The sequence below is a fragment of the Candidatus Symbiopectobacterium sp. NZEC151 genome, from assembly GCF_025962655.1.
Taxonomy (GTDB): Bacteria; Pseudomonadota; Gammaproteobacteria; order Enterobacterales; family Enterobacteriaceae; genus Symbiopectobacterium.
Window position 1 is genome coordinate 120,868 of record NZ_JAGFPE010000008.1, and the last position, 26,780, is coordinate 147,647.

The following is a 26,780-nucleotide window of genomic DNA, read 5'->3' on the forward strand; positions in this document are numbered from 1 at the left end:
TGAGCCATTACCTCACGCTTGCGTCACGGCCTGATAAAGCCACTGTAACCGGACGCGCAGAAACTGCACCGCCTGATGTTTGCGTGACAGCAGGGTTTCCACGGGGATGCCGGTTTCCTGCGCCAGCTGTTTGAAGCTGTAGCCCTGCAATTCGGTTTTTTCAAAGGCTTCTCGTTGCAGCGGCGGCATCTCTTCCAGTGCTGCCGCCAACTCTTCCCATACCAGTTGGTACAGATAGGCATCCTCCGCGCTGTCAGGTGGGCTGAACAGAATATCGGCCAGTTCATCGCCTTCCGGCCAGCTCTCCGTTGCCATTTCTGTAAGCGCTATGTCGTGTTGCTTGCGCGAGCGATCGACCAACTCGTTGCGCGCAGCACGAAATAGCCAGGCAGAGACGTGCTCTATCGGGTCGAGGTAGCTGTCGGCTTTGATCAGCCGATAGCTGATTTCCTGAAAGATATCTTCCGCTTCCGCCGTGTTGCGCGTGCGTCGGGCAATAAACGCACGCAGTCGTCGTTGACAGGCTTCCAGCGCGGTGAGCAGAACGTTTTGCCTTTGCATGGCGTTCGCCATTACTCCGTTTTTCCGCTTTGGTCGGCGGGTTTTTCGCTTGGCACCGGGGCGTCATCCTGACTGTCATGACACGCTTGATGTCTACCACGACGGTGCGCGAAAGGGCCGTGATGAAAACGGTGACCGCAGTGGTCCCCCTGTGGGCCAAATCCCCGTTGGTGGAAAAAGGCGTCACGCTGTTCCTGACTCATGGCTAACCAACGCTCACGCATTTCGCGCCCGTGGCGGCCAAAAAATCCGCGATAGCCGATGCCACCAAACAGTATCTTACACAGGATCAGCAGCCCCAGCGCCTGGAAAAAGCCAATGCTTTGGACGCCAAAAATGGCGGGCAGCAAGGCATTCCACAGCAGCATCACCAGTGTGGCAATCGCCACAACCGCCAGCAGCCCAATACCCAGCATTTTAAATTTACGATCGTGCATCTCATCTACTCCGTGTTGTTCTGATAAAGAGGTAGACGAATCAGGCGGAGAAATATTTGCATCAGGAGGCAAATTTTTTAAAAAAAAGGGGCTGGAGCGAAAGGCGGTGCGTCGGAATAGCGGTGTGATGCCGTTAGGCAGAGAGCATTAGCCGTTGACGCAGTGGGCAGGAGCGAGGCTGTTATCCGCGAGCGGATCGTCTAAGGCTTCAATCTTGCCTTGTTCTGTCAGGTGGTAGGTGACACCGGCAACAATGCCGTTTTCCCCTTCGTACACGGTGATAAAACGCAGGCGTTTACCGTCATGGTAGCTGAGTGCTGCACAGCCACCGACGCCCAGCGTGAACTGTTGCACGCTGCCGCTAGAGCAAAACACGCTGTCGGCACCGCTGGCCTGTAGCGTGACGTTATCGCCGCTGTTGGTGATGCGACTGCCTGCCCCCTGCGTGTGGATATGACTGCCATCGCCGGCATTCGCCACGCGCGTTGACGCGCCTTGGCTGGCGAGGTAATTGCGTCTGCCGCTGCTGGTGATGTGAGTGCCGCGACCGGCACTGCTGATTTTGGTCGCATTGCCGCAGTTGGCAATGCGCGCACGATCGCCCAACGCGCTGAGGCGGCAGTTCTGCCCGGTATTGCTCATTTTGGCGGCAAAGCTGCTGCTTACCAACTGGCAGCCGTAGCCTGCGTTGGCGATACTGCCGTTATCGCCAGATTGGCCGATAAAGTTGCCGTTGCCGGTGGCGGCCAGGTTGCTCTGAAAGCCGGAGCAGCCGATATTCAAAGCATGATCGCCGCTGGCAAATTGCAAGGTGCACGACAGCATCGGCGTGAAGCGGCCAGTGGCGTGGCCGCGCGGGGTGATGCGCAACTGCTCTGCCTGACTGTGCGTGAGTTGCGCCGCCATCGCTCTGGCACTGCCGATCTCCTGTTCAAGAAACGCCAGTGCGCCAAAGCTGTGCGCATAGGCATAATCCACCAGACTTTCCAGCCAGGCGCTGTGACCCTCGCCAATCAGCGCCTCATGAATTGCCTGATAGCTGCCGCCCGTTGGAAAACGTCGCAGGAACCAGCGATACACGTCGCGGCTGACGTGCAGCGCGCGCAGCTGTTCACGCGTAATGTGTGGTTCTCCGTGGGTCGGCATCATGGGCGCTCCGTTAGTGCCTGTGGTAGCCATCGACCATACTGCGGAAGGTCTGGGTCGGCGTGCGCCCGGTGGTGCACAGATAGAGATGCCCACAGATAAAGAACACGCTGAGTACCGCCAGCATAAAATGCACCGGCAGCAGCCAGGCTTTCACCAGGACCCATCCGGCGGGCAGCCACAGCGGGTTATGCAACACAACGCCTGAGAGCAGCAGTAGCGGCACCAGACTGTACATCACCCCCAGATAAGCCACCTGCTGTAGCGGGTTGAATTTGGCGCGCGGTGTGGCCGGGAACGGATGGTCTTCGCCTTTGATAATGCCGTAGAGATAAAAGCGCACTTGCAGAAAAGCCCGCTGGCCCCATCCTTGCCGCTCGATAACGTAATGGTGTCCGTTGCCGCCCAGCGCATTAATCAGCACAAACGCCAGCCAGCACACCAGTAACAGATAGCCGCACAGGCTGTGCAGCGACACCAACAGCGCAGTATCGTGCACGCCGAGCAGCGCAAAGTGGTTGATGAAACCGCTCGCCAGCAACAGGATAAACAGCAGCGCGTTGCTCCAGTGCCACAGGCGTACTGCACGCGAGTAGAGATACACCTTCTCCTCGTGTCCGGCGGCATGCGGTGCAGCGAAGCGGTAACGCAGGAAACCGTGCAGCGCCAACACGCCCAGCATGCCGACAAACGCCACGCCAGCCAGAATCAGCCAGATAGGCCAATAGTCGGGGGTGTAGAGATAAACATACTGATACAGCTGGGACTGAAATTGCTCAGCGTTAGCCATGATATTCATACGTTCACCTTCTTCACTTCGTGGGGGCCCGGCCGACGATAGAGGTGCGGTTTGCCCACATTTGGCAACTGATACTCATAGTAGTCGTGTGTTTTCAGCCAGTTTTGCACCACCTCGCTGTCCTCCCGTCCGAAGATCAGGGCATTTTGCGGGCAGGCACTGACGCAAATCGGCGGGAACCCTTTCATCAGGCGCGATTCCAGACAGAAGTCGCATTTATCCGCCACATGGGTCACTGGGTTCAGGTAGCGCACCTGATACGGGCATGCGGAGATGCAGTAGCTGCAACCAATGCACTTGGGCTTATCCACCCGCACGATCCCGTTGCTGTCGTCGCGGTAGGACGCACCCGTCGGGCAGACGGTAATGCACGGCGCATCTTCGCACTGCTGGCAAGAGTGACGGAAAAAGTGATAAGTATTACCGGATTCAGGCGGCGTCATCGCAATGTGCGCAATGCTCATGCGCGCCGCGCCGGTAGGCACCTTATTGACCTTATGACAGGCAACGGTACAGATATTACAGCCGTTGCACTTCACTTCATCATGGATCATGGCATAGCGCACGGGGGCGCCTTTTTCCGCTTTACCCAATGCCGAGAAAACCGGTGCGCTGAAAAAAATCACCGACCCCATGCCGAGGACAAATTTACGGCGTGAGCATGTCATCTTCCATGCCTCCCAGAAAGTACGTTATTCATTGTGATCCACGCATACCGGGCGCGCGGGCTAGGGGTTCTCATATTGTTCCACCTCAATCCATTCACAGAGCCCTTGGGCTTTGCCAACACTCATGTAGCGGTCGCTGTACAGATAGATGGCACCGTTGGAGGCTTCTACCGGGTGAATATCCTGATAAGCCTCGGTGTCGGCGAGAAAGCGCAAGGTGCTTGCGATCTTGTCGTCATCAAATCCATACGGGTGCAGCGCCAACATGCCGGCCTTGAACGGACGCGGATAGGTCTCGCACTCAAAGCGGACGGTCTGCGCCAACGTAGCGCAGGCATCCTGCTCGTGCGTAAAGACCAAAATCCGCGCGTAGTTATGGCTCATGTAACGGTCGGAGTAGTAGAAACAGGTGTCCTGCTGCGCTATTTCGACGATATCTCTGCCTTGTTCTTCGGCACGAATCTGCATCAACAGGACATCCAGCTCCTCTTCGCTTAACGCGCAGGGCGGCGCTAACAGCTCGCACCGATCCACCACCGCACCGTTGGCAGAGCAGCCACGCAGGTAATCCGCCAGAACGAGGTGGGGGGCTTTGGGCTCCTCCTCTACCGGCGTGGTTTCCTGCGCTGTCGGTGCATCGCGCAGTGCGTTGCTTAACGGCAGCAACAACCTGCGCCGGCGCAGGTCCGGTGCATCGCTGTCTGCAACGTCCTCTGTGGCGGCAAGCGCCGCATCCGGCAATTCATCAGCAGGCGTTGTTTGGCTATCCACAACAGTTTTCATGATTGATGCCTTGTACTCAGGCCGGCAACAGGTTGTGCGCCGCCAAATCGTCTGCGATTTCTTTCAGGTCAAGACGCTCCAAAACGGCACGCGTCGGGCAGCCCAGTTCAGGGTCCCAGCCCATGGCGCTGTAGAACATCGTCAACGATTTCTGCACGTCGTCGCGATCCATCTTGTCGGTGCCCTCGCTGAACGCGGGCAGTTTCGGATCCTTATCGAACACCCAGTCACAGATCTGATCGTGCTCACGGCGCATATCCATGGTGTTCATCAACTTGACGGTGTAGGCGCGGTGTAACGTGAAGATGCGTTCTGCCGCCAGATCGAGGCTGGCTTCGGTGGTATCTTCGCCGGTGACGGCAGCAAAGAATTTCGCCTCCATCGCCAGATCGCCGCGGTAGTTACGGCTTTTGTGCGGTGATACCGTCATCGGCCACACCCAGTTACACAGCGTCACGGCGTCGTGCAGGCAGCTTCTCAGCAGCGTCCACTTGGCGTAATCAATCTTGTAGCGGTTGATGGGGGTGTAGCTTTTGGTTTCGTCAAAAGCGTCAGCAGAGCCGAACAGCTCAGCGGCGATCTCTTTTTGCAGCTTGAGCGGCAGGCCGCTGCCAATGTAGTTAATGTGGGTGTGCGTCATGGCATCGCGGTTGAACATGCAGTTGACGATTGTCCCCACCTGCGCCGAGGCTTCGTTGGCATGGTGCACCGGGAAGCCCATGGGCGACCACAGCTTGTTTTTGGCGTAATTCCAATATTCGGGCCCGAGATTCCAGCGCTCTGCGATGAAATAGGAGCCGTCGGACAAATGGCTGAACTCGCCAATGCGGTGGGCCAGACGATGGTAGATATCCTTGATAAAGTTCGGATCGCCTTCTTCCATCAGCTTCCAGGGAATGGACGCATACTCTTCGGCGGGCAATACGCGTTTGAACACGCCGTGGGTATGACAGTAGGTGAAGTCCCGGTGCAATTGACCGTAGTTACACCACAATCCCATGTCGTCGAAGATGCTCAGACCGACCAGGTTTCCGACCACGTTGCCATCGCCTTTTTCCGCGATATCTTTGGGGCCGTTGGGGAAGATGGTGGTGTGTACAAAGTTGGCTACACAGGTGTTTCCGCCGGTGGTCGGGCCGCCAAACTGCTTGGCCTGCGGCACGTTAAGCTGCGACATACAGCGGATCGGGCAGGAGTGGCATCCGCCCATTTTCACCGTGTATTTTTCCGCTGCGGGTCCCAGATCGAAGGTGGATTTCATGGTGCGGAAACCGACGGTGTTCTGGTTGCCCGGCGGGATTTCGCCGGTTTCAATCGGGCCGCCTTCCGCCGCCTGCCAGTACAGGCCTTTACGCGCGGTCCAGCGTGATTTCGGGTCAGAATATTCAGCCCATGCTTGTGGTGTGCTCGGGACAACGTGGTTATTGTTGGCACCGATGAGCTGCGTCATCATGTATTCGTTGAGCGCTTTGAGTTCTTCGCGATTCGCGACGTTAACGCCGTGGCTACCCCACACCGCGATGGCTTTGAGATTTTTGGAACCGAGCACCGCACCTACGCCTGCGCCACCGCTGTGGTTGCGGCTATTTAGAATGCCGGAGAGCGGCACCAGATTTTCCCCGGCCGGGCCGATAGCCGCGACGCAGGTTTCTTCACTGGTGGCGCGACAAATTTCTTCGGTGGTGGCTCGCGTGCCTTTTCCCCATAGGAAAGCGGCATTTTCAATGTTAACTTCATCGTTCTGAATATTAATCCAGACCGGTTTTTCTGCTTTGCCTTCAATAATAATGGCGTCGTAGCCCGCATATTTCATGTAGGCGGCAAAGAACCCCCCCATATGCGCATCAACAACCAGATGGCCCCGGGTAAAGGTCGACAGTGAGGTAATATTGACGCGCGAACTGCACGGTGCGCCGGAGCCGGTCAGCGGTCCGACGGCGAAAACAACTTTATTGCCCTCATCGAAAGGTTTTGTTCCGGCTGGCACCTCGTCGTACATGATTTTATAGCCAAAGCCCATCCCGCCAACCATCTTTTTATATTGGCTGGAATCTTCTTTGCTGATGGTGCCGGTGCTCAAGTTGATACGTAATATATTACCTGTCCAACCGTTAATCATAATTTTTCTTCCTGCGTATGAAACGCCGCGTGAATAAGGGGATAACGCCCGTTGCCGTTATCAGACGGTAATCTCTTTCCACTCGATAATGGATAATGCCCCGGTCGGACATGCCGTCGCGCATTCACCGCACAGAATGCATTTGCCCGATTTTTTGGTCTGCGGGTTAACGGTTGCCATCATCCAGGGGCAGGCGGTGGTACAAGCGGCGCAGCCGATGCAGCGTTTAGTGTCCACGGCGATGCTGCCATGCTCTTCATTGAAGGCGATGGCCTTGATCGGGCAGACCTTCATGCATTCGGGGTCTTTACACTGCCGACAGGTGTCAGTGGTGAAATTGAGATCGCCGTACAGGCCGCCGCCGGAGCCCAGCCCACCGTCGCCGTAGTAGAAATGGCGATGGATTTTGACGCGTGAGAAATAGGAACCAACGCTACCGTCATTAAACGACGTGCAGGCAGTTTCGCAGCGATGACACCCGGTGCAGCGGGCACGGTTTGTCACCAGCACGCCTTTGGGGGTGGTCGTCAGCCCGATAACGCCGCTGTCGATCTGTTCCTGTCGGCATCCCAACAGTGAAAGCAGTGCTGGCGCAATGGTGATCCCTGCCAGGCCTTTGCCTGAAATACGCAGGAATTCGAGTCTTGTTAGTCCCAGATCCAATAAAGGACGCTCAACCTGATTAGGCATTTAATTTTCATCCTCCGCATACCCGAATACATGAGCACGGAAATCAACGCAGTACAAAACACACAACAAGGCGGCAAGAAATAACGTGACAGTGAACACTAACCGTTGTATAAAATAGTTAATAACGATATCTCATCACAACGGCTTATTACCCGCGTCTGTTTTGCGAACTGACTTACGATGCAATGTTGAATAGGACGGAGATCATGACTTGCCATCAGGGCTAATAATATAGTACTTGATATGCAATTTATTACTCCGTTAATCATTAATAAGAATGGGTATTTTATTGTTTTTATTCTGTGAGCTATATCGTAGAAAAATAAATAGCCCTTTATTTTTTGTGGTTATTGATTATTATTCTTATTTACATCCTGCCAGATATAACTCTTATTCATCACTTTTCTTCTTGTGATAAATATATTCCCCGATTTTATATTCTCTTAACAAAATAAATCACATTGTGCGCAATGTTTATTAGCATTCGTTTATTATTTACTGTTATGACCAGAATTAATTCCTGATGGATCGTTCAGTTTTGATTTGAGCGCGAGAGGCACTATTGAGTGGAGTAGCAAAAAATGACCATGGCGATTATTTTGAAGGGAGAAAGACGCCATAAACGACGAAATGTTACCACATGCTGCGTATAAAAAACGAACAGGTTACCTTTCGGTAACCTGTTCGCTGGAGGAGCGGTGTGGCAGGAAAATTATTGTGCGGCAACCTTCGATTGACGATAGGCGCTTAACCAGTCAGTGACGCGCTGTTTCTGCTCATCATTGAGCCACATGCCCAGTTTGGTACGACGCCAGATGGCATCTTCCACGCTGACAACCCACTCTTTATCGGCCAGATAGCGCAATTCAGCTTCGTAGAGATCGTGTCCGAAGTTTTCGCCGAGGTCATGAATGCCGGTGGCGTTCGTCAGGATTAGCTCGCTGTGGGAACCGTAGGTGCGGGCATAGCGACGCGCCAGCGATTCCGGCAGGTTGAAACGACGGCGCAACGCAGCGGCGTACTCATCGCGCGTACCGGCCAAATCGCCACCGGGCAGCACCGCGTTTTGTGTCCAGGCCTGACCACTGTGAGGATAGTATTTTGCCAGCTTCTCCATCGCATGTTCTGCCAGCTTGCGGTAGGTGGTCAGCTTGCCGCCAAACACCGACAGCAGAGGCGCTTTACCGTGCTCATCCGCCACTGACAGCGTGTAATCGCGGGTAATGGCCTGCGGAGAATCCGACTCGTCATCGCACAGCGGGCGTACGCCGGAATAGGTCCATACGATATCATCACGCGTCAGCGTCTTTTTGAAGTGATCGTTGTAGACATCCAGCAAATAGGCGGTTTCTTTGTCGTCGATCTTCACGTCATGCGGATCGCCGTGGTATTCCACGTCAGTGGTGCCGATGATCGAGAACTCATCCTGCCACGGAATCACAAACACGATGCGGTTATCTTTATTTTGCAGAATGTAGGACTGCGGTTCGTCGTGCACGCGGGGCACGACAATGTGGCTGCCTTTGATCAGGCGAATGCCATAAGGGGATTTCAGCTCCAGCCCGTGATCGAAGAACTCTTTCACCCAAGGGCCCGTGGCGTTGACCAGCCCTTTCGCCTGCCAGGTGTGGGTTTCGCCCGTCACGCTGTCGACGGCATCGATGATCCACAGATCGCCTTCGCGACGCGCCCGCGTCACTTTGGTGCGGGTGCGCACTTCGCCACCACGTTTTACCACTTCCTGCGCGTTCAACACCACCAGACGCGCATCGTCTACCCAGCAGTCTGAATATTCGAAACCGCGCGTTAATTCGGGTTTCAGCACCGAGTCTTTGCCGAATTTCAGGCCGTGGCTGGCGGGCAGGCTGACACGTTTGCCCAAATTGTCATACATAAACAGCCCGATACGGATCATCCAGGCCGGGCGCAGGTGTGGCTGATGGGGCAAACGGAAGCGCATTGGGAAGATGATGTGCGGTGCCATCTTCAGCAATTTTTCACGCTCGGAGAGCGCTTCGCTCACCAAACGAAACTCGTAATGTTCCAGGTAGCGCAGGCCGCCGTGGATCAATTTTGAACTGGCAGAGGAGGTGGCGCTGGCGAGATCCTGTGCTTCCAACAGCAGCACCGACAAGCCACGGCCCGCGGCATCGGCTGCTATGCCTGCGCCGTTGATGCCCCCACCGATTACGATAAGGTCTTTGGTTTCCACGCGTTCTCCTCCGTGTCCAAAAAAAGGTCAAAATGTTCGTTTTCGAGCATTATCATAATCGAAAACAAACACCACAGCCAAGGATTAACCAAATAAAAACATTTAGGCGTGATGCAGATAACATATTGTTGAAGGTTGTCACATAAAGTATAGGGGATTGGTGCGAGGAAGGGCGCGTAATTGGCGGAGAATGCGGTCATTTCTCGCGTTGGCGAGGAATGACCGTCGAGGCGCTATTTTTGCCCGTAGTAGGCGTTCGGACCGTGTTTGCGATTAAAGTGCTTATGCTGCAACGCGCTGTCGAGTGGGCGCAGATGAGGGTTCAGCGTGCAGGCGAGCCAGGCCATGCGTGCTACCTCTTCCAGCACCACCGCATTGTGCACCGCTTCTTCAGCGTCTTTGCCCCAGCAGAACGGCCCATGCTGGTAGGCAATAATGCCGGGCGTGTGCAGCGGATTACGCTCTCCCAGCGTCTGGGCAATGACCACACCGGTATTTTTTTCGTACTCCTGCTCCACTTCTTGCGCCGTCAGCGGACGGGTGCAGGGAATATCGCCAAAAAAATAGTCGGCGTGCGTGGTGCCGAGCGCAGGAATATCCAACCCCGCCTGTGCCCAGGCGGTGGCGTGAGTGGAGTGGGTGTGCACAATCCCCCCCATTTGCGGATAACGACGATACAACTCCAGATGCGTCGGGGTATCCGAGGAAGGGCGATAACGCCCTTCGACCTGATTGCCCTGTAAATCGATCACCACCATATCGTCGGCCTGCATCACCTCATAGGCAACGCCGCTGGGTTTGATAACCACCAGACCGCGTTCGCGGTCGATCGCACTCACATTCCCCCAGGTATAAGTCACCAGACCGTGTCGAGGCAGGGCCATATTGGCTTCAAAGACCCGTTGCTTCAGTTGCGCTGTCATGCGGCTTCCTCCACGTGCAAACCGGCGCGTTCCATGCGCTGTTTCACCCAGTCGCGCGCCGCGATCACTTCCTTAATGGGGTCCGGGGCATTTTCGCTCCACATCTCAATCAGATAAGGGCCGCGGTAGCCGCTCTCTTTCAGCGTGGTAAAACAGCGTTCGAAATCCACGACGCCAGTGCCAAAGGGGACGTTTTTGAAGACGCCGGGGCGGGTATCTTTCACGTGCACCGCGACAATGTGGCCCTGGCCCGCGCGCAGTTCCATCTGCACATCGTTATCCCAGGCCGAAAGGTTACCGATATCGGGATAGAGCTGAAACCACGGGTTGTTCAGGTAGTTGGCATAGCCCAGCGCTTTGCTGATGGAGTTCATCAGGGGATAATCCATGATCTCCATGGCCAGCGTAACCTGTGCGCGGCTCGCCATTTCTACCGCTTGTTGCAGACCGTCACGAAAACGCTCACGGGTAATCTCATTGGCTTCCTGATAATAGACATCGTAGCCGGCCAACTGAATCACGCGAATCCCCACATCCTGCGCCAGCGCGATCGCTTTATGCATGATGGCAAGCCCTTGATTGCGAATAGCGTCATCCTGCGAGCCCAGCGGGAAGCGGCGGTGCGCGCTCAGGCACATGGAAGGCACCCGAATGCCGGTAGTGGCGATGGCATTGACCAGCGCCAGACGCTGTTCACGATCCCAATCCAGCCGGGCCAAGCGCGCATCGGTTTCATCCAGCGACATTTCGACGAAATCAAAGCCCAGTTCGCGCGCCAACTGTAAGCGTGCCAGCCAACTTTCACCGGGAGGCAGCGCTTTTTCGTAGATGCCCAGCGGCACCGCTTTTGTCAGCATGTTGCTTCCCTTAGCCCCACAGTTGGGCAATTCGGCGTTTAAACTCACGGGCGGCCTCGACCGGGCTTGCCGCATCGCGGATGCTGCGTCCGGCGATAAAGACGTGAATCGGGATGCCCTGAAACAGCGGCAGATCGTCCAGCGCCAGACCGCCGGTGACGGTGACTTTAAAGCCCATTTCGGCCAGGCGCTTGATGGCGCTGATGTCGGTTTCGCTCCAGGCGACGCCAGCGGCCTGTGCATCCCGGCTGCGGTGATACACCACTTGCTGAATCCCTGCCGTGCGCCAGGCTTCCGCCTGTTCCCAGGTCCAGAAACCGGTCAGTTCGATCTGCACATCGCCGTCGAATTCGCGCGCTACCGCCAGTGCGCCCGCGGCGGTGTTGATGTCAGCGCAGCAGATCACGGTGACCCAATCGGCATTGGCTTCAAAACACATACGTGACAGAATTTTCCCCGCGTCGGCAATTTTGGCATCAGCCAGCACAATCTTGTGCGGATAGAGCGCTTTCAGATCGCGCACGGCGCGCACCCCTTCGCCCACGCATAAAATGGTGCCGACTTCGATAATGTCCACCTCTTCGGCGATCAGACGGGTGGTGTTGTAGGCATCGGACAGCGTCTGGTTATCCAGCGCAACTTGTAACATCGGTAACTGTGGCATCGGGGACTCCTTATTCCGTCGCGGCCAGCGTGGCGCGATCGATCAGATCCAAAACATCCTGCTCGGTGCGGCAGGCGCGCAGGCGATCAAAATTCGCCTCATCCTCAAACAGATTAACGATCTGCATAATGCCCACCTCTTGGTGAGCGGTAGCATCCTCGGCGGCCAGCGTGATCAGCAGATCCACCGGATCGTTATCTTCATGGTTGAACGGCAGCGGGGTTTTTAGTGTCACCAGCGCGAAGCCGGTTTTCTTCACCCCTTCCTCCGGGCGTCCATGGGGCATGGCGAGCCCGGGAGCGATAACAAAATAGGGGCCAAAACGTTCGACGCCATCGAGAATCGCCTGGTAGTAGCGCGGCTCAACCACGTCAGCCGCGACCAGTAGATCGACGCCGATTTTGACCGCTTCCTGCCAGGTGGTGGCCTCCGCTTGCAGGCGGATTGACCGGTTTTCCAGCAGCGAATCGCGCAGCTTCATGGAAACTCCTTACGCTTTGGCGTCCTGAGGGAAGTGGGCATTGATCACCTCCATCAGCTTGGGACCAAACTCGGCGGCAGAGAGCATATTGCGCACCCCGACGACGTACTTGTTGCCGCTCACGGTAATCTCATCCGCCACGTGGGTTGAGGCGATAATGATGTCCGCGCCGCTCAGCTCTGCTTTATATTCCCCGACGGCACAGCTATTGACGGTGTGTGCCACCCCTTGTTGGGTCAGGAACTGATCCACCTTCATCTTCATGATCATGGAACTGCCTTGCCCACAGCCGCATACGGCCAGAATCCGAACTGTCATGGTGCTTTCTCCAGCGTCATTGCGCGGTGGTTTGCGCGAGTTGTTTTTCTGCATCTTCTTCAGCGCGCAGCGTGCGGCTGGCAAAGTACATGTAGGCCACCGCGATGAGGATCACCACGCCCATAAACCACAGGCCCAGCGTCATGCCTTGCATCAGCGGCGGTGCCAGAATTGACCAGTCCGCCATGCCCATCCAGGCCGACAGTCCGGTGAGTTTTATCGCCCATACGCAGCCAAAAATCTCAATCATCCCCATCACCAGACAGATTTTCAGCGCCGCGCGCCAGCCGCCAAAGTGGTTGGCAAACACGCCGATGGTGGCGTTGGAGAAGAACATCGGGATAAAGCCGGGGATGATCATGATGGGCGAACCAATCCCAATCAGAATGCCAACGGCGATCAGCTGGCCGATGGTGCCCCACATAAAGCCCCATACCACCGCATTGGGGGCGAAGCTGTAGATGGCGGCGCAGTCGATGGCCAGCACGGCACCGGGGATCAGGCGCTGAGAGATGCCGTTAAAGGCTTCGGACAGCTCGGCAACGAACATGCGCACGCCCTGCACGATGATGAAAATGGCTACGGCGAATTGGAAACCGGTTTGCAGGATATAAACGGTCCAGTGGGTCTTGCCTGCCATCTTCTGCACCGTATCGATACCGAACGACAGCAGGATTGCGCCAAAGAACACGGTCATCACGATGGCGGTAGAGACGATGTTGTCATGGAAGATATTTAACCAGCCGGGCAGCTTCAGATCTTCGACGCTCTCTTCCTTTTTCCCCAGATAGGGGGCGAGCTTGTAGGCCAGCCAGGAGGCGAACTGCTGCTGGTGGCCAATGGAGAAACCGCAGCCGTCGGTTACTTCCTGCGTCGGCTTGTACATCATGTTGGAGGTGATCCCCCAATAGAGCGACACCAGCACGGCGCTGCACAGGATGGTGGTCCACATCGGGTAACCGAGAATATAGAAGAACACCGCCAGCAAACCCGCCTGCTGAAACATGATATGGCCGGTGAGCATAATGGTGCGAATGCCGGTAATGCGGCGCAACAGGACATACACAATGTTCAGCGCCAGCGCCAGCAACACCGCATAGCCGACCCAACTGTAGGCATCGCCCATGCGTTCGATGGTGGCCATCATCGAGGCGTAGGTGTCAGAGATGGCACCGTTGATTTGGTACACCTCGGACATCTTGGCGACCACGGGTTTGAAGGTGCCGGTCAGGATGCCTGAACCTGCTTGTAACAGCATAAAGCCGATGATCGTCTTGATGGTGCCCTTGATGATCACCGTGGCGCTTTTGCGCAACAGCAGGTAGCCGAGAAAGGTCACAATGCCAAGCAGTAAGGGAGCGTTGGTCATGACCTGATTAAAGAAAATGGTGAAGATGTTGTAGAGAGTTTCCATGGAACACTCCAATCGATTTTTATTATTACCGTTTTACTGCTATTGCCTGCCATCGCAGCCTGCTGACGAGCAGCGGCGTTGTGGCTGGCATAACCGGGCGTAGGGACTTCAGTAATCACGAGTAATCGTATTGAGATTTTTGTTGATTGTTTGTGATTAAACTCGCAATTCTCATGGCGCTTAAGATCATTCGATAATCATCTTTTATTTTTATTATTAAATTCAATGCATTGAGTTTTTATTCTTTTGCGTTATTTGATCTTGGTGTGAATTTTCATGATTTTTTTATCATCTTAAGTGATTGTAAGTGCGATTTAACGGTGATAGATTGACGTTAAGTTGTCGTGTTTAATCTTTTTATGATTACTTGTGATTTATTTAATTGCCGATTAATGATGAGGTCACGCCATGAGCAAGATAGAAACCATTACCCGCGAATCCTGGATCCTGAGCACCTTCCCGGAATGGGGAACCTGGTTGAATGAAGAGATCGAACAAGAGCAGGTTGCCGCCGGCACCTTCGCCATGTGGTGGCTGGGCTGCACCGGGATTTGGTTGAAATCCGAAGGTGGGGCCAATATTTGCGTCGACTTCTGGTGCGGCACTGGCAAGCAGAGCCACGGTAACCCCTTGATGAAAAACGGGCATCAGATGCAGCGCATGGCGGGTGTGAAAAAATTGCAACCTAACTTGCGCACCACGCCGTTTGTGCTGGACCCGTTCGCCATCCGCCAGGTGGATGCCATTTTGGCGACGCACGACCATAACGACCATATTGACGTCAACGTCGCCGCCGCCGTGCTGAAAAATTGCAGCCCGGAGGTTCCCTTTATTGGTCCGCAAAGCTGTGTGGATCTTTGGGTGGGCTGGGGCGTGCCGCGCGAGCGTTGCATCGTGGTGAAACCGGGCTCGGTGATCCGCATTAAAGATATTGAAATCCATGCGTTAGACGCGTTCGATCGCACCGCGTTGATCACCTTGCCGGTGGAACAAAAAGCGGCGGGTGTGTTACCGGATGGCATGGATCTGCGCGCGGTGAACTACCTGTTCAAAACCCCCGGTGGCAACCTGTATCACAGCGGTGATTCCCACTACTCCAACTACTACGCGAAACATGGCAACGAGTATGATATTGACGTGGCGTTGGGCTCATACGGAGAAAACCCGCGCGGTATTACCGACAAGATGACCAGCGCGGATATGCTGCGTATGGCTGAGGCGTTGAATGCCAAGGTGGTTATCCCCTTCCACCATGATATCTGGTCGAATTTTCAGGCCGATCCGCAGGAGATTCGCGTGCTGTGGGAGATGAAAAAAGACCGTCTGCAATACGGTTTCAAACCTTTTATCTGGCAAGTCGGTGGCAAATTCACCTGGCCGTTGGACAAAGACAATTTGGAATACCACTACCCGCGCGGCTTTGATGACTGCTTCACCACGGAACCCGATTTGCCGTTCAAATCTTTCCTGTAATTTGCGATGTAGTGCGCGACGTGGCAAACACGTCGCGCTATGCCTGCCATACTTCGACGCGAATTATTGAGGGCATATGATGATTGCTGCGCATTTATGATAAATTATGATGTAAACTTTTCACGTCGACGCCATGACGCGCCGCTTCTTGTTACCGGACGACTTATGACTGAATCTCAGCGCCATCATGCCATCATTGATTTTCTGCAACGCCAGGGGCAATTCACCGTCTCTGACTTGATCGCCAACTTTGACGTTTCTCCTGCCACTGCGCGACGTGACATCAACAAACTCAATGAATTGGGCAAACTGCGCAAAGTGCGCAACGGCGCTGAAGCCGTTAACCTGCCGCGCCCGTCCTGGACGCCGCTCAATATCTATCAGGCGCAGAATCTGGATGAGAAAATGCGTATCGCGCAGGCAGCGGCGGCACTGTGCCATCCCGGTGACAGCGTGGTGATTAACTGCGGTTCAACGGCGTTTCTGCTGGGGCGTGAGATTGTCGGGCGTGATATTCAGGTGATTACCAACTATCTGCCATTGGCGAATTTCCTGATTGAACAAGAGCATGAAAGCGTGGTGATCATGGGCGGGCAGTACAACAAGAGCCAGTCGATCACCCTGGCACCTCAGGAAGGGGATGCGAGCTTGTATGCCGGCCATTGGATGTTCACCAGCGGCAAAGGGTTGACCACGGAAGGGCTGTACAAAACCGATATGCTGACGGCGATGGCAGAGCAAAAGATGCTGAGCTATGTCGGCAAACTGGCGGTGGTAGTGGACAGCAGCAAAGTGGGCCAACGCGCAGGCATGCTGTTTAGCCGTGCCGATCAGATTGACGTGGTGATCACTGGGAAGCAGGCTGACGCCACTATCGTAGAGCAACTGCGAGCGCAGGGTGTTGAGGTGATACTCGTATAATAGACATTATGTCCGGAGACTGAGTTATCCTTGTATCTCTGTCAGTAGCGTGAGTGTTTCGTGCGCGCTTACCAACGCCAGTTTCTGCAACCGTTGTTGCGCGCCCGACACGAGGCGCTCAATCGCCGCCGCCTCGTGGCTCCAGTCCAGGCTTTTCGCGATAAATCACGCCGCTACGCGGTGCCTTCGGCGTTCGTGTCCGCTGATCGGGCCGTTCCCAACGCGTTCCCGACGCGGTGGGAACTTTCGCCGCATCCCTGCGGCTCACCCGGCGGCCACGCCCACCTCAGCGTGATTCTTTACGCGAGCAAAAGACCAAACCCCATCTTCTGCATCGGCCATTATCAGGATCTTTACTGAGTTAGCGCGTTAGTAATTTTCTCGAAGCCCTCAAATGGGCAGAAGCCTTTGTCATTGGTCGGACACTCGCTAAGCGTTAGCGTTACACGCTGCGGGGGATTGGCGCGGTTGAGCGGTGCCAGCGTGGCGAGCTGTTCAGTCGATTGATACACGTATTCCACTTTCAACAGCGCCTTGTTACTGGCGTTATCGCGCCAGCGTTGGAACACCACCTTGCCGCCGATCGGCGTGGTTTCCAGTTGGTGCGGCAGATGGTACGGCTTCACGCCCAGCGCGGAGAACAGCGACGCGACGTTTGAATCGTGGCCGACCAGGAAGGTGAATTTGGGCTGCTGCTCGCCAAACGAACCGGCCAGCGCTTTGACCAGATTGGCCGAGACCGCTTTGGCAACCACCGGTGCACTAAACACCACGCTGTTGTAGTACTCTTTGATCGACACTAAATCAGCCAGTTGCTTCTCATCTTTGATGCGTCCCCAGCCGATCTGGTTAATCGGTGTGCCTTCGTAGTATTGCAGGATAAAGGCATCGGCAATTGAGGTGCCGGTTCTCAGCGGACCAACCACTCCCGGCTCTTTGCCAGCCTCGATCTTCACGTCAGTTTCCTGCGCCATCAGGTCGCACTGTTTATCCTGCTTGCAGTTGGCGGAATCCTTGTAACGGATGATCTCGGCCATCTGCTGGTATACCGGTTTCAGTCGCTCATTGAGCCCTTTCACCCCACCTTCACCGGCTTTTTGGTTGATGGAGTCGATGGCCTGCTGCTTAAAGCTGGCGCTGTCATTGCGGATGATCGGGTTAAAGGTGGCATCCATCGTGCCCAATTTTTCTTTGTGCACCACGGGCACCAGACAACCGGGGAACGCGCCTACCGCGAAATATTGCGCGGTGGAGATGGTGCGTTGCAGGCTGTTGGCATAGAACGAGACGTCTTTATCCGTCGGGCAGGTATCGGCGGCCAGCAGGCGGTTATCCACCAGCCATTCGTTAAAATAGTGGCCGAAATAGGCTTCCAGCACGCCGCCGCGCGTGGTCAGGTAGCTGCTCGGGGTATCCCACTGTGGCCAGGCATCGGGTGTGACCTTGCCGAGCGCGCTGCTCGGACTGGCTAACGGGGCGCGCAGGCCGTGACGACTAAACACCACGACCTGTTCGAGCGTGTAGCCGTCCTGCGCGGCGGCCGGGAAAGAGAGCGCTGCGGGCAGTAACAGCGGGAGACAAAACAGGACTTTTCGTTGTAAAGACATGGTGATGCTCCTGGTGAGTGAATAACACAGTCGCGCATTACACGCGTAACGGATGCGTGAAAATGCGATCCTTTTCATCATGACTCTTTTTTTGTATAGCGAAAAATGTTTTATTACAGAAATGTGACGATTGACTTACCTTACTGAAACAGTAGCATCTCCCTCACAGTGGCGTGCGCTGTGCCGTAATGCCTTTTTTCTTTGTCCCGAGGTGGTATCCGAATGGAACAGTTTGAGTGTCTCAGCATTGAGCAAGCCCACGAGCGCTGGCAGAAAAGCGGTGTGATGGTGGATATCCGTGATGCGCAAAGTTATACCACCGGGCATGTGCCGCAGGCGGTGCACCTGACGAATGAAACGCTGTCTGATTTTGTGCGTGAAGCCGAACTCGATCAGCCGGTGATGGTGATGTGTTATCACGGTATTAGCAGCCGCAATGCGGCACAGTATCTGTTGAGCCTGGGTTTTGAAGCGGTATACAGCGTGGATGGCGGTTATGAAGCCTGGCAGCGCGATTTTCCGCAGGATGTGGCGTCAGCATCGGATAACGTGTGAGGGGAAATATCCCGACGCGGTTAAGCGTCGGGATAGGGCAAGGTTAAGCGTCGGGATAGGGCAAGGTTATTCAGCCGCCTGAATTGGCTTTTTCACAAAGAAGCCGTAGCTGATAGCTCCCAGCATTAGCAGGAAGGCACCAAACAGGAAGACGTTGGTGAAGGTGCCCGTTGTATCAAGGATGATGCCGGTGACGATCGGTGCGCTGGCTGCGCCGAGGAATCCGCCGAAGTTCTGAATGGCACCCAGTGAAGCCACCTGTGATTTCGGTGCGATATCCGTAGCCAACGTCCAGATAACGCCTGATGGCATCTGAGAACAGAAATAACCCAGTGACAGCAGCGCGATGCACAATGTGGTGTCGTGCACGAAGGGGATCGGTGCCACGAAGCAGGCGGCCAGTGCTGCACCGCACACGATCGGGATTTTACGCGCGGTAATGGTGTTGGTACCGCGACGAATCAATCGGTCAGAAATCACGCCACCCACCAGCACGCCCAGGATCCCGGCAAAGAACGGGATGGACGCCACCCAGCCGGTTTTCATCAGACTAAAGCCGAGCGATCTCTCCAGATAGCTTGGCAGCCAGGTCAGGTACACCCAAATGGTGAACATGATGGAGAAGTTCCCCAGGATCATGAACCAAGTGGTTTTGTGTTTGAACAGCGAACCCCAGCTTGCTTTGGGCTGGCTCGCCTGTTGCTCCGTCGTCGCTTCTTCTACACCGTGAATCTCGACTTCTTCCGCTGGCGTGGGATTGCGATACAGTTTCAGCCACAACAGCAGAATCGGGATACCTGCCAAGCCGATAGCGATAAACATGCCGCGCCAGCCCATTGTTAACAACAGAATAGTCAGGATCGGCGGTGCAACGGCGTTGGCGATCTGAGAGCCGGTGTTGATGATGGCGGTGGGAAGTCCGCGTTCATTACTGGGGAACCAGCGATGAGTGATCTTGATACCGGAGGTAAAAAACGGTGATTCAGAGATGCCCAGCATCATGCGCAGACCATAGAACATGGAGTAGCCGTTAACGAAGCCCGCGAGAATGGTGAAGCCTGACCACAGCCCGAGCGCCCAGGAAAACATTTTTTTCGGCCCGAATTTATCAACCAGCCAGCCCGCAGGCAGGTTGGCTAGCGCATAGGGCCACAGAAAGGCTGAAAGCAGCAGGCCCATCTGGGTGGAGCTAAAGCCGAACTCTTTCGAAATGGTGGTGTTGGCGATACTGAGGTTGGCGCGGTCAAGGTAGTTCACCACGGCGGCGATCAGCAACACCAGAATAATGCTCCAACGCAAACGGGATATTTTTTGCATTGGTGGAGCAACAGCGGCAGGTTGAGATAACGATATTGTCTCTTTCATTTTATTTATTTTCCGTGAGCAGGCTGAGAGGAATCTGCGAATAAACGATTCGCCGTGAGTCTGGCTGTAAGGACGTTGTTGTAGGAGTCAGGGCGTGCTGTTCTTGCGCCCAATCACATTGGTCACACACGATCATGCTGAGAATTCCCCTGGTTTTTTTATTTTTCGTAGCGGGAATCACAAAGTGTTCCCGCTATTTATAGTTATTTTTTATTGCGCAATTTTTTTCTGGTAATGCGCGGTGCCGTGGCTAATCTGGTCGAGGATCACGGTCAATCCCCAGAATTTTTCCAGCACGTCATCCTTGTTGACCCGGCAGTGAATGCTGTCAAAGGTGCCGCGGCGTTGGTGGTAAATCTTGGCGTTTTTCGGGTAACCCAGCGTTTCAGTGACGGCAGCCAGCGACAGGAAATCCGCCAGTTCGTCTGCCAGCGCAGGGTTTTCCTGATGGTGGTGATACAGCCACACGTACAGTTCCGGGTGGAAGTTGGTGAACACGCCGCTGAAACCGCGTGAGCCCGCTTTCATCGCCGGGAACGCAATGGCGGCATTGGCGTTGATGATATTAAGCGGGGTGTCCTGCACCAGCTTGACGCGACGGGTTACGGTGTCCAAATCGCAGCTTACGTCTTTCAACACCACGAAACGGCCGCTGTTGGCGCAATAGGTCAGCTCTTCGTCACTCAGCAGGCGGCGATACGGTGCCGGGCACTCATACAGGCCCAGCGGCAGCGATTCCGGCAGCGCATCCAGCAGGCTGTTCAGCGTACTGAAGAAGGTGTCACTGCCGGTTTTCTGCGGATCGAGGTGGTTAGTTACCAGCACCAGCGCATCGATGCCGGTTTGTGCCATGGCTGACAGCTCTTCGATTTGTGCGCCGAGATCGTCACTGATGTGGCCGGAGGCGATCACCGGGACGCGGCCTTTCACGTGATCGACAACGAAACGGGCCACCGCCACGCGTTCTTCCAGCGTCAGGAATTGCATTTCACTGGACTGGCACACGGCAAACAGCGCATCGACCTTGTTTTCCAGATACCAGTCAATCAGGTTGGCCAGGCCGGGATAGTCTACGTCGTTCTGTTCGGTGAACGGTGTAAGCATGACAGGGACGATACCATCGATTTTTTTCATTTTTTATTTCTCCGAATACAGACTGTGCGGGCGCGGGCCCGCAGGCATTAACGTTGTGATAAACGCGCGATAACCTGTTGATGTTCTGGCATGTTTGAGGCACCTTCCCGCTCAACAGCCAAGGATGCAAAGGCAGAGGCGTAGGTCGCGGCCTGCACCATGCTTTGTCCGTTAGCCAGTGCGGCGGCAAACGCACCGTTGAAGGCATCCCCAGCGCCGGTGGTGTCGACACCGAGCGCCGGAAAGGCCGGAATGTGTTGGAACTGGTGGCCGTCATACAGCAGCGCACCGCGCGATCCCATGGTAATAATGACGCGCTTGGCACCCATACCTGCGATTTTCAGCGCGGCCTCTTTGGTACTGTCAAAATCCTGAATGTCGATACCCGACAGCAGTGAGGCTTCCGTTTCATTGGGCGTGATCACGTCCAGATAATCCAGATAGGGCAGAATCTCGCTGGAATAGGGGGCCGGGTTGAGGATCACTTTTTTGCCCAATGCGTGCGCCAGCTTGATGACGTTCAGGGTGGCGGAAAAGTTATTCTCCAACTGGACCAGCAGTACGTCTGACGTGGTCAATTCCGGCGCGATGGCCGCCACTTCGTCATCGGTGATGGTCTGGTTGGCACCGGGATAAATGGCGATCATGTTCTCGCCGTTTTGCTGCGAGACATAGATGATGGCGTTGCCGGTGGGTTCGGTATCGGATTGATACAGCTTGAACGCGTGAATATCCGATGACGACAGATGGTCGTAGGCAAACTGGCTGAACTGATCGGTGCCTACCTTGGTGACAAAATAGACCTGTGAACCTGCCCGACTGGCGGCCATCGCCTGATTGGCACCTTTGCCGCCGGGGCCAAGGGCGCTGCCCTGCGCCATGATCGATTCACCGCCTTTGGGAAAACGCGCTACCTTGGCGACGATATCGACGTTGAACGATCCTAAAATACACACCTTGCCGTTCATCTTGTTTCCTTTCTGTTTGCTGGTTTGATGCCGGGTCTGCTTTTCCAATCGCTTGAGCAGTACTTCAAAATTTTCACTGCGGGGCGCAATCAGTTCAGATTGCAGACTGCGCCGCACAATAATTGCACCACCGTAGCAGCGCTGAACCAGATTCAGACGCGCCAACTCGTTCAGGTCGCTGCGGATCGTCTCTTTGCTCACGGCAAATGCGGTGGCCAGATAATCAACACTGGCACGTTCGTGTTTGGTTAAATAGGCCAGAATTTGATTACGTCTTTCTTCCAGGAACATGGTCACCTCGCTGCTGGATATGAGCCTAAAGGAGCGGCTATGGTTAAAAAGTGACTATTGTCATAGGATAATGGGCAAAACGGAAGCAAACGGAAGTGTGTATGTGGGTGATGTACAACGAATTGCCAGCATCAGTGGCGTTTGTAGCGCGGGTATCAGGGTAAACCGCCTCTTTATCAGAACAATATTTCAACCCTCTTAATAAAACGATGTGATATTTTTATGGCAAATCAATTTGCTAACGGATAAACCACGATGGCAATTCGCCTAACAGCCTTATCTCAGCCACGCTTGGCACAGGCGTTTGTCGACTATATGCAAACGCAGAATATTCAACTGGAGTTGCGCTTCTCCGGGCAGGAAGCGGAACTCTGGCTGGATGATGAAGCGCGGTTGCCTGAAGTACAGCAGGCGCTTGAGGTGTTCATTCAAGACCCGATGCATCCGCGTTATCAGGCGGCCAGTTGGCAGGCGGGGTCGACCTCATCGCCCTTGCGCTATGCGCGGTTCTCTTATTTGCAGACGTTACAGCAGCGCGCCGGGCCGCTAACGCTGGGTGTGATGATTACCTGCATTGTCGTTTATCTGTGGATGGCGATATTCGGTAACGATCGTGCCATGATGTGGCTCTCTTACCCGGGTGTGGGGCAAAAATTTCAGCTATGGCGTTGGTTCAGCCACGCCTTCCTGCATTTCTCCTTGCTACATATCTTGTTTAACCTGATGTGGTGGTGGTATCTCGGCGGGCCGGTAGAGAAAATTTTGGGGACGCGCAAACTACTGATCTTGGCGCTGCTCTCAGCGGTTGCCAGCGGCTGGATACAATCGTTCTTCAGCGGCATCTATTTCGGTGGCCTTTCCGGCGTGGTGTACGCCCTGATGGGCTACGTCTGGCTATACGGTGAGCGCGTGCCGTCGGGCCCGCTGTTCATGCAGCGCGGATTGATGGCTTTCGCATTGTTGTGGTTGATCGCCGGATATTTCGATATTTTAGGTCTACGTATTGCTAATGCCGCGCACGTCGTGGGTCTGGTTATTGGGTTGGTGCTGGCCTTTTGGGATACGCAGCAGAAAAAAGCATGATCGCAACCCGGTAGCATTGCGGGGTAAGCGTTGCCAGCAGCACAGAGAAGTCTCAACCAGAGGGTTGAGTGGAAACCTGTTTTAGGGGAACAACGTGAGGCAAACACAGCGGCACGACGCCATCATTGAACTGGTGCGTCGGCAGGGATATGTCAGTACCGAAGAGTTGGTAGAACATTTTGCGGTGAGTCCGCAAACCATTCGCCGGGATCTTAACGATCTGGCGGAGCAGAACAAGATCCATCGCCACCACGGCGGAGCGGCGCTGCCTTCCAGCTCGGTGAATACGGCTTACCACGATCGCAAGATGATGTGGTCAGATGAAAAAGCGCGTATTGCACGTAAAGTCGCCAGCCAAATCCCGGATGGTGCTACGCTGTTTATAGATATCGGGACAACGCCAGAGGCGGTTGCCTATGCGCTGTTGCAACACAAGGATCTGCGGGTCGTCACCAACAACCTGAACGTGGCGACGCTGTTGATGGGAAAAGAGGATTGCCGGCTGATTCTGGCTGGTGGCGAAGTGCGCACCCGGGATGGCGGCATTATGGGTGAAGCGACGCTGGATTTCATTTCTCAGTTTCGTCTGGATTTTGGCATCCTCGGCATCAGCGGCATTGACATGGATGGCTCCTTGCTGGAGTTTGATTACCATGAAGTGCGCACCAAACGGGCAATTATCGAAAATTCCCGCTGCGTCATGCTGGTCACCGACCACTCCAAATTCGGTCGCAATGCGATGGTGAATCTGGGCAATATGGACCTGATCGACTATCTTTTTACCGATCAGCTACCACCACCCAGCGTAATGAAAATCATTGAACAACATAAGGTGCAGTTGGAGTTGTGCTGAGCCAGACGTGCCTTTTTCTGATTGATAACAGGGGAGAGGCACGATGGGAACGCTGTCATTCAACCACACGCTGTTTATTGCTGCATTGCACCGCCAACGACAACACTATGGCGTGGCGGCGCTGACCAGCCTCAGCGCGCAGCAACAGTGGCATGTCGTCAGTACTGCGCTGGCGGAGCAGCTTGCCGCGCACCCGATAACCCCTCCCGATTCGCCGCCAGGCCGTCATGTTAACTACCTCTCCATGGAATTTTTACCGGGTCGCCTCACGGGCAACAACCTGATTAATCTGGGATGGCACACTGCCGTGGCAGACGTGCTGGCAGAGCAGGGGCTTAGCCTCAGCGATGTGCTGGAAGGTGAGACTGACCCGGCATTGGGTAACGGGGGATTAGGGCGTCTGGCGTCCTGTTTTCTGGATGCGATGGCGACGGTGGGGCAACCGGCTATAGGTTACGGGCTGGACTATCAGTACGGCCTGTTCCGCCAACGTTTCGAAGCGTGCCAGCAGCATGAGTATCCTGATGACTGGCGGCGCGATGCGTATCCCTGGGGTCGCCCACAGCCGGAGCTTGGCGTGCAGGTCGGTTTCGGTGGCGTTATCGAATCGCGCGATGGAGAGGCAGAAAAATGGCTGCCCGCCTTTTATTTTCGCGGCGAGGCGCGTGATGTGCCGGTGCTGGGCTATGAAAACGGCGTGGTGCAGGTGTTGCGGCTCTGGCACTCTACGGCGGAAACCCCTTTCGATCTCACGGCATTCAACGCCGGGCGCTATCTGGACGCGGAGCGCGCCGGTGTGTCGGCGGCGAGCCTGACGAAAGTACTGTACCCGAATGACAACCACGCCGCCGGTCGGCGTCTGCGCCTGATGCAGCAATATTTTCAGTGCGCCTGCGCCGTCGCGGACATTGTGCGGCGACACCTTCAGGCGGGGCGGGCGTTGTCAGCGCTGCCGGAGTGGGAGGTGATTCAACTTAACGACACGCACCCGACGCTGGCTATCCCTGAATTGTTGCGCGTGTTGCTGGACGAACATCATCTGGGTTGGGACGAGGCGTGGGACATTACCCGGCGCATGTTTGCCTATACCAACCATACGTTGATGCCAGAAGCGCTCGAGCGCTGGCATGATGGCCTGTTCCGTCGCTTGCTGCCGCGCCACTTTGATCTGATCAACATCATTGATACGCATTTCAAAGCGCAGGTGGAGCAGCAGTGGGGCGCTCAGGCGCGGCATATCTGGCCGCGTGTCGCCATCCGCTATCAGCATCAGGTGCGCATGGCAAACCTGTGCGTGGTGGTCTGCTTTGCCGTTAACGGGGTGGCAGCACTGCATTCACGTCTGGTCGTGAGCGATCTGTTTCCTGAATATCACCAACTGTGGCCGCAAAAATTTCATAACGTGACCAACGGCATTACGCCACGCCGCTGGCTAAAGCAGTGCAACCCGGCGCTGTCGGCGCTGTTGGATGAAACGGTTGGAACCGCCTGGACCACAGATTTACCCGCCTTGCGCGCGCTCGAGCCTTACGCCGATGACAGCGCGTTTCGGGCGCGTTACCGCGCCATCAAGCAGCAAAATAAAGAAAATCTGACCAACTGGGTAGGTCAGAATCTGGGGGTGAAACTGGACCCTCACGCCCTGTTTGACGTGCAGATCAAACGCTTGCATGAATACAAACGCCAGCACCTGAATTTGCTCCATATTCTTTCACTTTACCGCCAATTGCGTGATAACCCGCATCTGGATATAGTTCCGCGCGTCTTTGTCTTTGGGGCTAAGGCCGCACCGGGATATGTGCTGGCAAAAAATATTATCTACGCCATTAATAGCGTAGCGGAGATGATTAATCGGGATAAGCATGTCAGAGATCGTTTGCGTATACTGTTTATTCCAGATTATCGTGTGTCGCTGGCGGAACGGATCATTCCCGCTGCCGATGTGTCGGAGCAAATCTCCACCGCCGGAAAAGAGGCCTCTGGCACCGGGAACATGAAGCTGGCGTTAAACGGTGCGCTGACAGTGGGGACGCTGGACGGTGCCAATGTGGAAATGGCGCAGGAAGTCGGGGAAGAAAACCTGTTTATTTTCGGGCATACGGTGGATGAGGTTAAAAGCCTGCTGGCGCAGGGCTACGATCCGTGTGTGGTGCTCAAGCAGGTGCCGCAGTTGGCCCTTTTGCTGGATGAACTGGGCAGCGGTGCGTTTAGCCACGGCGACAAAACGGCGTTTGCGCCGTTACTGGAAAGTCTGCTGGACAAGGGCGATCCCTATCTGCTGCTGGCCGATTTCACGCCCTATTGTCAGACGCAGCAGCGTGTGGATGCGCTGTATCGTGATACGGAGGAATGGACGCGACGGTGTGTGCTGAATACCGCGCGAATGGGTTTTTTCAGTGCCGATCGGGCGATTCATGATTATCAGACGCGCATTTGGCACGCGCGCTGTTGAGGGAAG

The 26,780-nt window shown here is 55.2% G+C and carries 25 protein-coding genes; 6 read left to right on the forward strand and 19 right to left on the reverse strand.

Annotated elements, in window-relative coordinates; translation table 11 throughout:
• Window positions 1–12 precede the first annotated feature (12 nt).
• From J5067_RS20120 to ulaA, 15 genes are all read right to left on the reverse strand, one after another.
• On the reverse strand, window positions 13–561 hold the full coding sequence (locus tag J5067_RS20120) for an RNA polymerase sigma factor (protein ID WP_264651868.1): 549 nt from the start codon (window positions 559–561) through the stop codon (window positions 13–15).
• A gap of 11 nt (window positions 562–572) precedes the next feature.
• Window positions 573–977 (reverse strand): hypothetical protein, encoded by a 405-nt coding sequence (locus J5067_RS20125; protein WP_264651924.1) that lies wholly within the window; start codon window positions 975–977, stop codon window positions 573–575.
• Between the two features lie 168 nt (window positions 978–1,145).
• The gene (gene ydhT, locus J5067_RS20130; protein WP_264651869.1) at window positions 1,146–2,147 is read right to left on the reverse strand and encodes a protein YdhT; all 1,002 of its coding nucleotides are present in this window, start codon (window positions 2,145–2,147) and stop codon (window positions 1,146–1,148) included.
• Window positions 2,148–2,157: 10 nt separating this feature from the next.
• The gene (phsC, locus tag J5067_RS20135) at window positions 2,158–2,943 is read right to left on the reverse strand and encodes a thiosulfate reductase cytochrome B subunit (RefSeq protein ID WP_264645606.1); all 786 of its coding nucleotides are present in this window, start codon (window positions 2,941–2,943) and stop codon (window positions 2,158–2,160) included.
• Window positions 2,940–3,611: a 4Fe-4S dicluster domain-containing protein gene (locus tag J5067_RS20140; protein ID WP_264625047.1), complete on the reverse strand. Its 672-nt coding sequence runs from the start codon at window positions 3,609–3,611 to the stop codon at window positions 2,940–2,942. Before J5067_RS20140 ends, phsC begins: the two co-directional genes overlap by 4 nt.
• Before the next feature lie 60 nt (window positions 3,612–3,671).
• Window positions 3,672–4,394 carry a YdhW family putative oxidoreductase system protein gene (locus J5067_RS20145; protein ID WP_264651870.1) on the reverse strand — a complete coding sequence of 241 codons (723 nt, stop codon included), beginning with the start codon at window positions 4,392–4,394 and terminating at the stop codon, window positions 3,672–3,674.
• Between the two features lie 16 nt (window positions 4,395–4,410).
• Window positions 4,411–6,513 carry an aldehyde ferredoxin oxidoreductase gene (locus J5067_RS20150; protein WP_264645608.1) on the reverse strand — a complete coding sequence of 701 codons (2,103 nt, stop codon included), beginning with the start codon at window positions 6,511–6,513 and terminating at the stop codon, window positions 4,411–4,413.
• Window positions 6,514–6,573: 60 nt separating this feature from the next.
• Window positions 6,574–7,203 carry a ferredoxin-like protein gene (locus J5067_RS20160; protein ID WP_319801692.1) on the reverse strand — a complete coding sequence of 210 codons (630 nt, stop codon included), beginning with the start codon at window positions 7,201–7,203 and terminating at the stop codon, window positions 6,574–6,576.
• A gap of 712 nt (window positions 7,204–7,915) precedes the next feature.
• Window positions 7,916–9,415, reverse strand: a complete 1,500-nt coding sequence (glpD, locus tag J5067_RS20165; protein ID WP_264651872.1) for a glycerol-3-phosphate dehydrogenase — start codon at window positions 9,413–9,415, stop codon at window positions 7,916–7,918.
• Window positions 9,416–9,648: 233 nt separating this feature from the next.
• Window positions 9,649–10,338, reverse strand: coding sequence for an L-ribulose-5-phosphate 4-epimerase (locus J5067_RS20170; protein ID WP_264645611.1), 690 nt, complete (start codon window positions 10,336–10,338; stop codon window positions 9,649–9,651).
• Window positions 10,335–11,195: an L-ribulose-5-phosphate 3-epimerase gene (locus J5067_RS20175; protein ID WP_264645612.1), complete on the reverse strand. Its 861-nt coding sequence runs from the start codon at window positions 11,193–11,195 to the stop codon at window positions 10,335–10,337. The genes J5067_RS20170 and J5067_RS20175 overlap by 4 nt, the downstream gene beginning before the upstream one ends.
• Window positions 11,196–11,205: 10 nt before the next feature.
• The gene (locus J5067_RS20180) at window positions 11,206–11,859 is read right to left on the reverse strand and encodes a 3-keto-L-gulonate-6-phosphate decarboxylase UlaD (protein ID WP_264645613.1); all 654 of its coding nucleotides are present in this window, start codon (window positions 11,857–11,859) and stop codon (window positions 11,206–11,208) included.
• Between the two features lie 10 nt (window positions 11,860–11,869).
• Window positions 11,870–12,340 carry a PTS ascorbate transporter subunit IIA gene (gene ulaC, locus J5067_RS20185; protein WP_264645614.1) on the reverse strand — a complete coding sequence of 157 codons (471 nt, stop codon included), beginning with the start codon at window positions 12,338–12,340 and terminating at the stop codon, window positions 11,870–11,872.
• A 9-nt stretch (window positions 12,341–12,349) separates the two neighbouring features.
• Window positions 12,350–12,658, reverse strand: coding sequence for a PTS ascorbate transporter subunit IIB (gene ulaB, locus J5067_RS20190; RefSeq protein ID WP_222158820.1), 309 nt, complete (start codon window positions 12,656–12,658; stop codon window positions 12,350–12,352).
• Between the two features lie 16 nt (window positions 12,659–12,674).
• Window positions 12,675–14,072, reverse strand: coding sequence for a PTS ascorbate transporter subunit IIC (gene ulaA / locus J5067_RS20195; protein ID WP_264645615.1), 1,398 nt, complete (start codon window positions 14,070–14,072; stop codon window positions 12,675–12,677).
• Window positions 14,073–14,480: 408 nt separating this feature from the next.
• On the opposite strand from ulaA, the gene ulaG reads away from it, so the two are divergent.
• Entirely contained in the window at window positions 14,481–15,545 is a 1,065-nt protein-coding gene (gene ulaG / locus J5067_RS20200) for an L-ascorbate 6-phosphate lactonase (RefSeq protein ID WP_264645616.1), read from the forward strand.
• 165 nt (window positions 15,546–15,710) lie between these two features.
• Window positions 15,711–16,466, forward strand: a complete 756-nt coding sequence (gene ulaR, locus J5067_RS20205; protein WP_264645617.1) for an HTH-type transcriptional regulator UlaR — start codon at window positions 15,711–15,713, stop codon at window positions 16,464–16,466.
• 353 nt (window positions 16,467–16,819) lie between these two features.
• On the opposite strand, the gene agp is transcribed toward ulaR, so the two are convergent.
• On the reverse strand, window positions 16,820–18,073 hold the full coding sequence (gene agp, locus J5067_RS20210; RefSeq protein ID WP_264651873.1) for a bifunctional glucose-1-phosphatase/inositol phosphatase: 1,254 nt from the start codon (window positions 18,071–18,073) through the stop codon (window positions 16,820–16,822).
• Between the two features lie 222 nt (window positions 18,074–18,295).
• On the opposite strand from agp, the gene glpE reads away from it, so the two are divergent.
• Complete coding sequence (gene glpE / locus J5067_RS20215; RefSeq protein WP_264651874.1) at window positions 18,296–18,628, forward strand: thiosulfate sulfurtransferase GlpE; 333 nt, start codon at window positions 18,296–18,298, stop codon at window positions 18,626–18,628.
• 66 nt (window positions 18,629–18,694) lie between these two features.
• Here the strand turns inward: glpE and J5067_RS20220 are convergent, their stop codons facing one another.
• The 3 genes from J5067_RS20220 to rbsK all read right to left on the reverse strand — a co-directional run bounded on the left by J5067_RS20220 (window position 18,695) and on the right by rbsK (window position 22,386).
• Complete coding sequence (locus J5067_RS20220) at window positions 18,695–19,993, reverse strand: MFS transporter (RefSeq protein ID WP_264651875.1); 1,299 nt, start codon at window positions 19,991–19,993, stop codon at window positions 18,695–18,697.
• A 210-nt stretch (window positions 19,994–20,203) separates the two neighbouring features.
• Window positions 20,204–21,127, reverse strand: coding sequence for a dihydrodipicolinate synthase family protein (locus J5067_RS20225; protein WP_264645621.1), 924 nt, complete (start codon window positions 21,125–21,127; stop codon window positions 20,204–20,206).
• Window positions 21,128–21,174: 47 nt separating this feature from the next.
• The gene (gene rbsK, locus J5067_RS20230; RefSeq protein ID WP_264645622.1) at window positions 21,175–22,386 is read right to left on the reverse strand and encodes a ribokinase; all 1,212 of its coding nucleotides are present in this window, start codon (window positions 22,384–22,386) and stop codon (window positions 21,175–21,177) included.
• Window positions 22,387–22,641: 255 nt separating this feature from the next.
• Here rbsK and glpG point away from each other — a divergent pair, with 255 nt between their 5' ends.
• The 3 genes from glpG (at window position 22,642) to malP (ending at window position 26,774) form a co-directional block, all read left to right on the forward strand.
• Window positions 22,642–23,469 (forward strand): rhomboid family intramembrane serine protease GlpG, encoded by an 828-nt coding sequence (glpG, locus tag J5067_RS20235; RefSeq protein ID WP_264645623.1) that lies wholly within the window; start codon window positions 22,642–22,644, stop codon window positions 23,467–23,469.
• Between the two features lie 94 nt (window positions 23,470–23,563).
• Complete coding sequence (locus J5067_RS20240; RefSeq protein WP_264645624.1) at window positions 23,564–24,322, forward strand: DeoR/GlpR family transcriptional regulator; 759 nt, start codon at window positions 23,564–23,566, stop codon at window positions 24,320–24,322.
• Window positions 24,323–24,365: 43 nt separating this feature from the next.
• The gene (gene malP, locus J5067_RS20245; RefSeq protein WP_264651876.1) at window positions 24,366–26,774 is read left to right on the forward strand and encodes a maltodextrin phosphorylase; all 2,409 of its coding nucleotides are present in this window, start codon (window positions 24,366–24,368) and stop codon (window positions 26,772–26,774) included.
• The last annotated feature ends 6 nt before the right edge of the window (window positions 26,775–26,780 follow it).

Coding starts and splice junctions, on each gene's coding strand:
- J5067_RS20175 (WP_264645612.1), bottom strand. CDS start 11,195: ATGCTGACAAAAGCGGTGCCGCTGGGCATCTACGAAAAAGCGCTGCCT.
- ydhT (WP_264651869.1), bottom strand. CDS start 2,147: ATGATGCCGACCCACGGAGAACCACACATTACGCGTGAACAGCTGCGC.
- J5067_RS20140 (WP_264625047.1), bottom strand. CDS start 3,611: ATGACATGCTCACGCCGTAAATTTGTCCTCGGCATGGGGTCGGTGATT.
- glpE (WP_264651874.1), top strand. CDS start 18,296: ATGGAACAGTTTGAGTGTCTCAGCATTGAGCAAGCCCACGAGCGCTGG.
- J5067_RS20225 (WP_264645621.1), bottom strand. CDS start 21,127: ATGAAAAAAATCGATGGTATCGTCCCTGTCATGCTTACACCGTTCACC.
- phsC (WP_264645606.1), bottom strand. CDS start 2,943: ATGAATATCATGGCTAACGCTGAGCAATTTCAGTCCCAGCTGTATCAG.
- malP (WP_264651876.1), top strand. CDS start 24,366: ATGGGAACGCTGTCATTCAACCACACGCTGTTTATTGCTGCATTGCAC.
- J5067_RS20125 (WP_264651924.1), bottom strand. CDS start 977: ATGCTGGGTATTGGGCTGCTGGCGGTTGTGGCGATTGCCACACTGGTG.
- ulaA (WP_264645615.1), bottom strand. CDS start 14,072: ATGGAAACTCTCTACAACATCTTCACCATTTTCTTTAATCAGGTCATG.
- glpG (WP_264645623.1), top strand. CDS start 22,642: ATGGCAATTCGCCTAACAGCCTTATCTCAGCCACGCTTGGCACAGGCG.
- ulaC (WP_264645614.1), bottom strand. CDS start 12,340: ATGAAGCTGCGCGATTCGCTGCTGGAAAACCGGTCAATCCGCCTGCAA.
- ulaR (WP_264645617.1), top strand. CDS start 15,711: ATGACTGAATCTCAGCGCCATCATGCCATCATTGATTTTCTGCAACGC.
- ulaB (WP_222158820.1), bottom strand. CDS start 12,658: ATGACAGTTCGGATTCTGGCCGTATGCGGCTGTGGGCAAGGCAGTTCC.
- J5067_RS20170 (WP_264645611.1), bottom strand. CDS start 10,338: ATGACAGCGCAACTGAAGCAACGGGTCTTTGAAGCCAATATGGCCCTG.
- J5067_RS20120 (WP_264651868.1), bottom strand. CDS start 561: ATGCAAAGGCAAAACGTTCTGCTCACCGCGCTGGAAGCCTGTCAACGA.
- J5067_RS20180 (WP_264645613.1), bottom strand. CDS start 11,859: ATGCCACAGTTACCGATGTTACAAGTTGCGCTGGATAACCAGACGCTG.
- ulaG (WP_264645616.1), top strand. CDS start 14,481: ATGAGCAAGATAGAAACCATTACCCGCGAATCCTGGATCCTGAGCACC.
- J5067_RS20150 (WP_264645608.1), bottom strand. CDS start 6,513: ATGATTAACGGTTGGACAGGTAATATATTACGTATCAACTTGAGCACC.
- agp (WP_264651873.1), bottom strand. CDS start 18,073: ATGTCTTTACAACGAAAAGTCCTGTTTTGTCTCCCGCTGTTACTGCCC.
- J5067_RS20145 (WP_264651870.1), bottom strand. CDS start 4,394: ATGAAAACTGTTGTGGATAGCCAAACAACGCCTGCTGATGAATTGCCG.
- rbsK (WP_264645622.1), bottom strand. CDS start 22,386: ATGTTCCTGGAAGAAAGACGTAATCAAATTCTGGCCTATTTAACCAAA.
- J5067_RS20220 (WP_264651875.1), bottom strand. CDS start 19,993: ATGAAAGAGACAATATCGTTATCTCAACCTGCCGCTGTTGCTCCACCA.
- J5067_RS20160 (WP_319801692.1), bottom strand. CDS start 7,203: ATGCCTAATCAGGTTGAGCGTCCTTTATTGGATCTGGGACTAACAAGA.